Source organism: Streptomyces sp. NPDC089915 (assembly GCF_040684675.1).
Lineage (GTDB): Bacteria > Actinomycetota > Actinomycetes > Streptomycetales > Streptomycetaceae > Streptomyces.
The window spans coordinates 61,421-71,532 of the sequence record NZ_JBFBGN010000022.1 but is presented as its reverse complement, the minus strand read 5'-3'; the positions used below and the strand labels follow the sequence as shown (position 1 = coordinate 71,532).

The window sequence follows — 10,112 nt, the reverse complement described above, 5'->3', positions numbered from 1 at the left end:
GGAAATGGTCCATCCGTGTCATGCGCGGTACGAGTGGCGGTCCCTAGGCTGGGAAGCCGGGTGCCGGACGGGCGATGGCGGCAGAGAGAGGTGGCGGGCGGGGGCGGCCGTACGGACCAGGCGGCGGCCGAGGAGGCCCGTGTCCCGTACCGCGACCTGGTCCTCGCCGCCGCCGGCCGCCAGCACCGCGGCCAGCCGGTCCTGGGCCCTGCGGTCGGGCACCTCGGTCGGCAGGTCCACCAGACCGCCCCAGGACTGCGGGCACTCCAGCGCGGCTACCCGGCCCAGTCCCCACACCTGCGCCTGCCGGGCGTCGGCCGGCAGTTCACCGGGTCCGGCCGCGACCGCGCCCCGGGTGACCGTCCACAGCGGGGCCGGGGAGGCGGCGTCGCCGAGGGCCTGGAGCAGCAGGAGCGTCGCGGCGAGCCCGGCGGGGACGGCGGAGCCCTCCGTACGGTCCCGGGTGTCGAGGGCCAGCAGCGACAGCACCCCGGCGAGGCCGGCGGCGTCCCGCTCGGCGTCCGCGAGGAACGCCCGGTACTCGGCCCGGCCGGCCGGATGCGCGGGCACGGCCCGGACGAGCACCTCGGCGCCCCGCCGGGTCAGCGCCCCGGCCACCGCGTCCGTCCAGGCGTCCGCCGGGTGCCCGGCCGGTACGGCCAGCAGCCAGGTCCCCGAAGGGGCGGGCGGGGCCTCCTCCTCCGCGAGGCGCGACCACGTCACCCCGTACGTCCAGTCGGCGGCGGCCGACCGCTCCCGCTCCCGGGACCGCCAGGAGGCGAGCAGCGGGAGCGCGGTGCGCAGGGCCTCCAGGGAGGCCTCGTCCCCGGCGTCCTCGCCGAGGTCCAGGGCCGAGGCCAGGGAGGCGGCGTCGGCCTCCTCGACGGCGGCCCAGAAGCGGGCGTCGCCCGCCTCCGCGGCGGCGGCCGGGAGGGCGGTGGCGTCGAGCCAGTAGGACGCGCGCTGGAAGGCGTACGTGGGGAGGCCGGCGGTGGCGGCGGGTGCGGGCGGGCCGGCGAAGAAGGCGGTCCGGTCGGCGGATCCGCCGGTGGTGAGGAGGCGGCCGAGGGCGGTGACGGCGGAGTCGGCCTCGTCGCGGTCCCGGCGGAGCAGCGGTATGAGAGCGGTGCCCTCGCCGGTCAGGCAGGGGCGGGCCATGGCGGTGAGGACGCCGTCGGGGCCCAGCTCCAGGAAGGCGGTGGCTCCCTGGGCCTCCAGGGTGCGGACGGCGTCGTGGAAGCGGACGGCCTCGCGGACGTGGTCCACCCAGTAGTCGGGGCGGGCTATTTCGTCGGTGACCAGGCCGCCGGTCAGCGCGGAGACGAAGGCGATCCGGGGCGGGCGGAAGTCGAGCCCCGCGACGACCGTGCGGAACTCCTCCAGCATGGGGTCCATGAGGGGGGAGTGGAAGGCGTGGCTCACGCGCAGGGCCTTGGACTTCACGCCCTGGGCGGTGAGGAGCGCGACGACGCCGTCGACGGCCTCCTTCGTCCCGGAGACCACCACGGCCTCGGGCCCGTTGACGGCGGCGATGGCCGCGCCGGGGCCCAGCAGCGGGGCGACCGCGTCCTCGCCCGCCTGGACGGAGACCATGACCCCGCCCTCGGGCAGGGCCTCCATGAGCAGCCCGCGCGCGGTGACCAGGACGGCGGCGTCGTGCAGGGACAGCACCCCGGCGACGTGCGCGGCGGCGATCTCGCCGACGGAGTGTCCGCCGACGAACCGTGGGACGACGCCCCAGGATTCGACGAGCCGGTAGAGGGCGACTTCGACGGCGAAGAGGGCCGGCTGGGTGGTCCCGGTGCGGTTCAGGGCGTCGGCGTCGTCCCCGAAGACGACCTCCTTGAGCCCGTCGCCCAGTTCCGCGCACACCGCGTCGAACGCGGCGGCGAACACGGGGAAGGCCTCGTACAGCCCCCGGCCCATCCCCGGCCGCTGGCTGCCCTGCCCGGTGAAGAGGACGGCCGGGGCCGCCTCCCGCGCCGCGGAGCCGCGCACCAGCCCCGCCGCCCGCCGGTCCCCCGCGAGGGCGTCCAGCCCCCGGGCCAGCTCCTCGCGGTCGGCGGCGACGACCACCGCCCGGTGCTCGAAGGCCGTACGGGTCCCGGCGAGGGCCCGGGCCAGCGCGGCCGGACCGGCGGCGCCCGCCGCCTCCCCGTCCAGCCAGGCCCGCAGCCGCAGCGCCTGCGCCCGCAGGGCCTCCGGGGTGGTGCCGGAGACGGTGTAGGGGAGCGGGTGCGCGGCCGGCTCCTGCGGTGCGGCCGGCTCCTGCGGCGCGGCCCGGCCGGGCTGCCGGGGGGCCTCCTCCAGCACCACGTGGCAGTTCGTCCCGCCCATCCCGAAGGAGCTGACGCCCGCGACGAGCGGCCGGTCCGGATCCGCCCACGGGCGGGTCCCCGTCACCACGTCCAGCCGCAGCTCCGCCAGCGGGATGTCCGGGTTCGGCGTCTCGAAGTGCAGGCTCGCCGGGAGTTCGCGGCGGCCCAGGCTCAGCAGCGTCTTGATCAGGCCCGCGATGCCGGCGGCGCCCTCCAGGTGCCCGATGTTGGTCTTGACCGAGCCGACGAGCAGCGGCCGCTCCGCCGGCCGGCCCGCCCCGAGGACCGCGCCCAGCGCGGCCGCCTCGACCGGGTCACCGACCGCCGTCCCCGTCCCGTGCAGCTCCACGTACTGGACCGCGAGCGGGTCGGTCCCGGCCCGCTCGTAAGCCCGGCGCAGCACGTCCTCCTGGCCCTCGCGGCTGGGCGCGGTCAGGCCCTCGCCGCCGCCGTCGTTGTTGACGGCACTGCCCGCGATCACCCCGAGCACCCGGTCCCCGTCGGCCAGCGCCCGCGCGAGCGGCTTGAGGACGACGACGCCGCCGCCCTCGCCGCGTACGAACCCGTTGGCGCGGGCGTCGAAGGTGAAGCAGCGGCCGTCGGGGGAGAGCCCGCCGAACTTGGCCGCCGTGACGGTGCTCTCCGGGGCGAGCGCCAGGTTGACCCCGCCGACGAGGGCCACCGTCGACTCGCCCGTGCGCAGGCTCTCGCAGGCCAGGTGCACGGCGACGAGCGAGGAGGACTGGCCGGTGTCCACGGTCAGGCTCGGGCCGCGCAGCCCCAGCAGGTACGACACCCGGTTGGCGAGCACGCTGCGGTGCAGGCCCGTGATGGTGTGCCGGCCGATGGCCTCCGGGCCGCGCTGCCCCGACAGGGTGGCGTAGTCGTCCCACATGGCGCCGACGAACACCCCGGCGCGCTCCCCGCGCAGCGCCGACGGCAGGGTCCCGGCGTGTTCGAGGGCCTCCCAGGCCAGTTCCAGGACCAGCCGCTGCTGCGGGTCCATCGCGGCGGCCTCGCGCGGGGAGATCCCGAAGAACGGCGCGTCGAAGGCGTCCACGCGGTCGAGGTGCCCGGCCCAGCGGCTGTTCGTCCGGCCCGGAACGGAGACGTCCGGGTCGTAGAAGGCCGCGGAGTCCCAGCGGTCCGCGGGAACGGGGGTGACGGCGTCGACCCCGTCGGCGAGCAGCCGCCACAGGCCCTCCGGGTCGGGTGCCTGTGGGAGACGGCAGGACAGGCCGATGACCGCGATCCGGCTGTCGGCGGACGCCGCACCGCCGTTCGGGAGGGAACCGGAGGTGTTCTCAGCCATCTCAGCCATCGTCTTCTTTTCACCCATCCGTAGTGCCACGAGGTCGTGCGGGGGAGATGCTGCGCAGTGCGAGTGGAGCCGGACTCAAGAGCGGCTGAATCAGGCCGTTCCCCCTGGATCAGGCCGTACCGGTCAGCGCGCCCACGTAGTCCTCGTCCGCGATCGGCGCGCCGACCAGTGCGTACGGGACGCCGAGGGCCTCCGCCAGCTCCTCGGCGTACGGCTCCAGCCGCTCGCACAGCCGGTCCAGGAGGGCGGGGACCGACCGCACCTCGTCCGCGTCGAGCAGGCCCTCGGCCAGGTACCAGCCGTCGTGCTCGGCGAGCTGCTCCAGCGCGTGCAGCGCCAGCAGGTCCCGCAGGACGGCGGCGGCCTCCGGCCCGGTGACCGGATCGGATCCGGCCACCCCCTCGACCGCCTCGCGCAGGACGCCCAGCACCAGGCGGGCCGCGTGGGTCTCGGCCAGCCGCTCCGCCCGGTCGTACAGGCCGTTCCACGCGTCGAAGGGGCTCAGCCCCTCCTCCGAGGCCTCGCGCAGGCCGTCGGCCAGCTCCCGGTGGAGGGTCCGCTCGCGGACGGCGGCCAGCGCCTCCCAGACGGCGGGGTCGAGCAGGTCGCGGGAGCCGGCGGCGGGCGCCTCGTCGGCGGGCGGGGTGTACGCGGTGCCGGCCAGCAGCGCCTGCGCCCCGTCCAGGAGCAGCATCTGGTTGTCGGCGGCGGCCGCGTTCAGCGAGTGCGCGAACCCCTGGTAGTCGAGGAAGCGGTTCGCGGCCAGGAAGCCGAGGGCGCCGCTCGCCGTACGGGCGCGGGCGCTGACCCGTTCGGCGATCCGGTCGGTGACCACCTTCATCAGGAAGGTGGTGCGCACCGCCTGCGGGGTCAGCGCGGGGGCCTCGGGCGTGGCCGTCGCCACGGCCACCAGCTGCGCCACGTACGCCCCGGACAGGGCGCCGAACAGGGCCCGCTGCTGGTTGCGGTAGCGGATCACGGGCAGGTCGGCCGCGAACCGGCCGCCGGTGCGCCGGCGGTGGGCGTGGCGCACCGCCACGGCCGCGCTCGCGCCCGCCGTCGCCGCCAGGCCCACCACGGCGGCCTCCCAGGCGAACCGGATCAGGCTCAGGGTGCGCCGCGCCCGGACCGCCGGGCTGCCGAACGGGTCGCTGAAACCGCCGTCGGCGGTGAGGGAGGCGTTGTCGCGCAGCCAGAAGCGGTACGGGATCCGCACCCCGTCGAAGGAGACGGCCGCGGCGTCCAGCGGCAGCACCGGCGTCGGCCGCAGCGGCCGGACGTCCACGCCGGGCAGCGGCCCGTCCGCGTCCCGCAGCGGCACGAGGAAGCAGAACTCCCCGCACTCGGCGCCGTCGACCACCAGCTGGGCCAGGACCACCGCCAGCCGCGGCACCCCCTCGGCGGCCACGGCGGGCGGGAACTTGACGGCGGCCGGCTCCGGGGTGCGCAGCACGAACTCCCCGCGGGCGGCGTCGTACTCGGCGACGGTGCGCACGGAGGCGTTGCTGTTGCCGTGCCCCAGCTCGGTCATCAGCAGCGCCCCGACCCGCTCGGTCGCCGCGAGCTCCTCCAGCACGTCCGCCAGGTCCTCCCGTCCCGCCCCGAACTCCAGGACCGCGCCGGTGGTCATGCAGTGGTGCAGGAACATGGCGTAGAAGAGCGCCGGATCGGCCACCGCCGACCAGGCGAGGAGCGGGAAGAGCCGCTCGCGGTCGCGGACGAGCGGACTGCCGTCGCGCACAAGGCCGTTGACGTGCCGCAGTCGCTCGTAGGTCAGGGCGAACCGCTCGCTCCCGGTGCCCTCGCCGTCCGCCCGCGACCGGAAGACATCGGCCGAAAACACCTCTTCGAGGAACGCCCGCCCCTCTTGCGGGAACGCGCCGCCCCGCAGACGATCCGACCACGCGCGAGAGAACCGACCGCCCACTGTTTACCCCACCCCGTGCCATGGAACCGATTGAGCCGACGGGGAAGGTAACAAGGAACGCTCCAGGTCAGGGCGGTTCTCCGGCCGCCCCGGAGCCTTCCCGGAGCGGTTCGGGAGCGCATCGAGACCGGGCCCCGACGCCCCCGGGACGCGCCCTCGACAGGGCCTTGAGAGGCGCTGGACACCGCACCCCGTATCGCACCCCCAAAACGGGCGCGGAGCACGGGAGATGAGAGCATGCGGGAAGGCTGGTCATGCGCTGGTCATGTGCTAGGAGACGAAAGGTGTCATCAGCAATGGAGAATTCCGCCGACGGCGTGTACGACGTGGTCATCCTCGGTGGCGGTAGCGGGGGCTACTCCTGCGCTCTGCGCGCGACCCAGCTCGGCCTGGACGTCGTCCTCATCGAGAAGGGCAAGCTGGGCGGCACCTGCCTGCACAACGGCTGCATCCCGACCAAGGCCCTCCTGCACGCCGGCGAGGTCGCCGACGAGCTGCGCCGCGCCGAGTCCTACGGTGTGAAGGCCACCTTCGGCGGGGTCGACATAGCCGGGGTGCACGAGTACAAGGACGGCGTCATCGCCGGCCTCTACAAGGGCCTCCAGGGCACCCTGAAGGCGCGCAAGAACCTCACCCTGGTGGAGGCCGAGGGCCGCCTCGTCTCCCCGACCGAGGTCGAGGCCGGCGGCGTCCGCTACAAGGGCCGCCACGTCGTCCTCGCCACCGGCTCCCAGCCGCGCTCGCTGCCGGGCCTCGCCATCGACGGCGACCGCGTCATCTCCTCCGACCACGCCCTGTTCCTCGACCGGATCCCCGAGTCGGCGATCATCCTGGGCGGCGGCGTCATCGGCGTCGAGTTCGCCTCCGCCTGGAAGTCCTTCGGCGTGGACGTCACCGTCGTCGAGGGCCTGCCCCACCTGGTGCCCGCCGAGGACGTCGACATCTCCAAGTCCCTGGAGCGCGCCTTCCGCAAGCGGAAGATCAAGTTCGAGCTGGGCTCGCGGTTCTCCGGCGTCGAGTACACCGAGTCGGGCGTCCGCGTCTCCCTGGAGAACGGCAAGCAGATCGACGCCGAGCTGCTGCTCGTCGCCGTCGGCCGCGGCCCGGTCTCCGCCGGTCTCGGCTACGAGGAGACGGGCGTCACCGTCGAGCGCGGCCACGTCGTCGTGGACGAGCTGCTGCGCACGAACCTGCCGACCGTCTCCGCCGTCGGCGACCTCATCCCGACCCTCCAGCTGGCCCACGTCGGCTTCGCCGAGGGCATCCTGGTCGCCGAGCGCGTCGCGGGCCTGCCCGTGACCCCGATCGACTACGACGGCGTCGCGCGCGTCACGTACTGCGAGCCGGAGATCGCCTCCGTCGGCCTGACCGAGGCCAAGGCCAAGGAGCTCTACGGCGAGGACAAGGTCGTCGTCAGCAAGTTCAACGCCGGCAGCACCGGCAAGAGCAAGATCCTCAAGACGGCCGGCGACGTCAAGCTCGTCCAGGTCCTCGACGGCCCGGTCGTCGGCCTGCACATGATCGGCTCGCGCATGAGCGAGCAGATCGGCGAGGCCCAGCTCATCTTCAACTGGCAGGCCCTCCCGTCGGAGGTGGCGAGCCTCATCCACGCCCACCCGACCCAGACCGAGGCCCTGGGCGAGGCCCACCTGGCCCTCGCCGGCAAGCCGCTGCACGTCCACGGCTGACGGTACGCCGCGGACGGTGTGCCGCGGTCGGGGGTACGCCGCGGACGGGTACGCCGCGCGGCGGCCGGTATGCGCCAGGAGACGGGCCGGGGACAACTCCCCGGCCCGTCCGGCGTTTTCGGCGCGAACCGCTGGTACGGAGCCCCGTACGGATGCCAGGATCACAGCGCGCGCGGGCACGGGCCCGCCGGTATCCAGCCACCCCGTGACAGGTGAGGACGTACCCATGAACCCGGAACACGGCGCGAACCCGGCCCACGGCACCACCCCCGGCGCAAGCGGGAGGACTGCCGCCGACCGGGCGGCCGGCCCCCTGCTCGCCCTCTCCACCGTCCTCATCGGCCTCATGGCCGGACTGTTCTTCGCCTTCGACGTCTCGGTGATGCCCGGCCTGGCCGCCGGCGACGACCGCACCTACGTCACCGCCATGCAGCACATCAACGCGGTCATCGACGGGAACGGCCTCTTCGGCACCGTCTTCGTCCTCGCCCTGCTCGCCACCGCCGCGGCGGCCTTCATCGAGTACCGCAAGGGCAGACGCGGCCCCGCCGTGTGGGCGGGCGCGGCCGCCGCCGCCTACCTCGCCGTCCTCGTCATCACCTTCGCGGTGAACATCCCGCTGAACAACGAGCTCGCCGCCGCCGGCGACGCCGCCAAGATGACCGGCTTCGCGGTGGTCGACAAGTTCAAGGGCACCTGGGTCACCACGAACATCCTGCGCACCCTCCTGTGCACCGCCGCCCTCACCGCCCTCACCCGGGCCCTCGTCCTCCACGGCCGCGCCACCCCGCGCTGACCCCGGGGGTCCGCGCCGGCTAGCCGTTCAGCGTCAGGGCCCACACCAGGAGCCCGAACGCCACCGCGCACAGCACCGTGCGCCCCGTGTTCGCCCGGACCCATGGGCCCTCGAACGCGCGGCGCACGGCCGCCGGGTCGGCCATCCGCTCGACCGGGCCCGCCTGCGCCAGGGCGTTGTTCAGCGGGATGTTCACCCGGCCCGTTACACCCATCGCGACCACGTACGCGACGAGCGCCCCCGCCAGCGGCCACGGGGAGCCGTCCCCGCCCCCCGCCAGCCGCAGCACCAGGGCCAGCGCGGTGAACACCAGCGCACCCACATAGCCCAACAGGAACCAGCCGTTGAGGATCGCCACGTTGATCCGCTGCATCGTCTCGACGACCGTCCGGTCCGACGAAGCCCGCAGACCCGGCATGACCGCCACCGAGAAACCGTAGAAGAGGCCGCTGACCAGGCCCATCGTGATCGTCGCCGCGACCAGAGCCGCGAACCGTGCCGTTTCCATGCAGGTGTCCCCCTCGAGTCCCGCTGCCGCGCGCCGGTCCGATCCTACGGTCGCGAACGCGCCACGCGCAGTGACGACGAGGGCCTTCGGTTCAGCAGGCGAGACGGCACCTCCTCAGGTACCCGGTGTGCGGGTACCCTCCGCCTGGGCCCGCACGCCCGCCCCTGACGCTGGAGAGGAATGAGACGTGACCGACCCGAAGCAGAGGCTGGACGTACTGAGGGCCGACATCGAGCGTCGCAACCCCGCCCAGCCCGAGTTCCACCAGGCCGTCCGCGAGGTCCTGGACACCCTGGCCCCCGTGTTCGCCGCGCGCCCCGAGTACGCCGAGGCCGGGCTCGTCGAGCGGCTCGTCGAGCCCGAGCGGCAGATCATCTTCCGGGTGCCGTGGACCGACGACCGTGGGCGCGTCCACGTCAATCGCGGCTACCGGGTGGAGTTCAACAGCGCCCTCGGCCCGTACAAGGGCGGCCTGCGCTTCCACCCGTCGGTGGACATCGGCGTCGTGAAGTTCCTCGGCTTCGAGCAGATCTTCAAGAACGCCCTGACCGGCCTCGGCATCGGCGGCGGCAAGGGCGGCAGCGACTTCGACCCGCACGGGAAGTCGGACGCCGAGGTCATGCGCTTCTGCCAGTCCTTCATGACCGAGCTCTACCGCCACATCGGCGAGCACACCGACGTCCCGGCCGGTGACATCGGCGTCGGCGGCCGCGAGATCGGCTACCTCTTCGGCCAGTACCGCCGCATCACCAACCGCTGGGAGGCCGGCGTCCTGACCGGCAAGGGCCAGGGCTGGGGCGGCTCCGAGATCCGCCCCGAGGCCACCGGCTACGGCAGCGTCCTGTTCGCGAGCGAGATGCTCGCGGTCAAGGGCGTCTCCCTCGACGGCCTCACCGCCGTGGTCTCCGGCTCCGGCAACGTCGCCATCTACACCATCGAGAAGCTCCAGCAGCTCGGCGCCAACCCGCTGACCTGCTCGGACTCCCAGGGCTACGTGGTCGACGACAAGGGCATCGACCTCGCGCTCCTGCGCCAGATCAAGGAGGTCGAGCGCGGCCGCGTCAGCGAGTACGCCGCCCGCCGCGGCCCCTCCGCCCGCTTCGTGCCCGGCGGCCGGGTCTGGGAGGTCCCGGCGGACGTGGCCTTCCCGTCGGCGACCCAGAACGAACTGGGCGCCGACGACGCCCGCGCGCTCATCGCGAACGGCGTCAAGGCGGTCTCCGAGGGCGCCAACATGCCCACCACCCCGGAGGCGGTCCACCTCTTCCAGGGCGCGGGCGTCGCCTTCGGCCCCGGCAAGGCGGCCAACGCGGGCGGCGTGGCCGTCAGCGCCCTGGAGATGTCGCAGAACGCCGGCCGCGTGGCCTGGTCCCGCGACCGGGTGGAGGACGAACTGGCGGGCATCATGCGCGAGATCCACCACGTCGCCCACGAGACGGCGGCCCGCTACGGCGCCGCGGGCGACTACGTGACGGGCGCGAACATCGCGGGCTTCGAGCGCGTCGCGGACGCGATGCTGGCCCAGGGCGTCATCTGACCCTCCCGCCGCCCTGC

The 10,112-nt window shown here is 74.4% G+C and carries 6 protein-coding genes; 3 read left to right on the top strand and 3 right to left on the bottom strand.

The genetic code is table 11. The features are described from left to right. Positions 1 to 18 precede the first annotated feature (18 nt). A complete protein-coding gene (locus AB0O29_RS10125; protein WP_365148960.1) occupies positions 19 to 3,630 on the bottom strand; it encodes a type I polyketide synthase in 3,612 nt (1,203 codons plus the stop codon). Positions 3,631 to 3,748: 118 nt separating this feature from the next. Further along, positions 3,749 to 5,482 (bottom strand): acyl-CoA dehydrogenase, encoded by a 1,734-nt coding sequence (locus AB0O29_RS10120; protein WP_365148957.1) that lies wholly within the window; start codon positions 5,480 to 5,482, stop codon positions 3,749 to 3,751. A 380-nt stretch (positions 5,483 to 5,862) separates the two neighbouring features. Here AB0O29_RS10120 and lpdA point away from each other — a divergent pair, with 380 nt between their 5' ends. Both lpdA and AB0O29_RS10110 read left to right on the top strand, forming a co-directional pair. Further along, positions 5,863 to 7,254 carry a dihydrolipoyl dehydrogenase gene (lpdA, locus tag AB0O29_RS10115; RefSeq protein ID WP_365148954.1) on the top strand — a complete coding sequence of 464 codons (1,392 nt, stop codon included), beginning with the start codon at positions 5,863 to 5,865 and terminating at the stop codon, positions 7,252 to 7,254. A 226-nt stretch (positions 7,255 to 7,480) separates the two neighbouring features. Beyond that, positions 7,481 to 8,050 carry an anthrone oxygenase family protein gene (locus AB0O29_RS10110; protein WP_365148952.1) on the top strand — a complete coding sequence of 190 codons (570 nt, stop codon included), beginning with the start codon at positions 7,481 to 7,483 and terminating at the stop codon, positions 8,048 to 8,050. Positions 8,051 to 8,069: 19 nt separating this feature from the next. On the opposite strand, the gene AB0O29_RS10105 is transcribed toward AB0O29_RS10110, so the two are convergent. Further along, positions 8,070 to 8,558, bottom strand: coding sequence for an anthrone oxygenase family protein (locus AB0O29_RS10105; protein WP_365148949.1), 489 nt, complete (start codon positions 8,556 to 8,558; stop codon positions 8,070 to 8,072). Between the two features lie 187 nt (positions 8,559 to 8,745). Between AB0O29_RS10105 and gdhA the strand changes: the two genes are divergently transcribed. Further along, entirely contained in the window at positions 8,746 to 10,095 is a 1,350-nt protein-coding gene (gene gdhA, locus AB0O29_RS10100) for an NADP-specific glutamate dehydrogenase (protein ID WP_365148946.1), read from the top strand. The last annotated feature ends 17 nt before the right edge of the window (positions 10,096 to 10,112 follow it).

Excerpts from the sequence above, each read along its gene's own strand:
- AB0O29_RS10125 (WP_365148960.1), bottom strand. The coding sequence starts at position 3,630 with ATGGCTGAGAACACCTCCGGTTCCCTCCCGAACGGCGGTGCGGCGTCC.
- lpdA (WP_365148954.1), top strand. The coding sequence starts at position 5,863 with ATGGAGAATTCCGCCGACGGCGTGTACGACGTGGTCATCCTCGGTGGC.
- AB0O29_RS10110 (WP_365148952.1), top strand. The coding sequence starts at position 7,481 with ATGAACCCGGAACACGGCGCGAACCCGGCCCACGGCACCACCCCCGGC.
- AB0O29_RS10105 (WP_365148949.1), bottom strand. The coding sequence starts at position 8,558 with ATGGAAACGGCACGGTTCGCGGCTCTGGTCGCGGCGACGATCACGATG.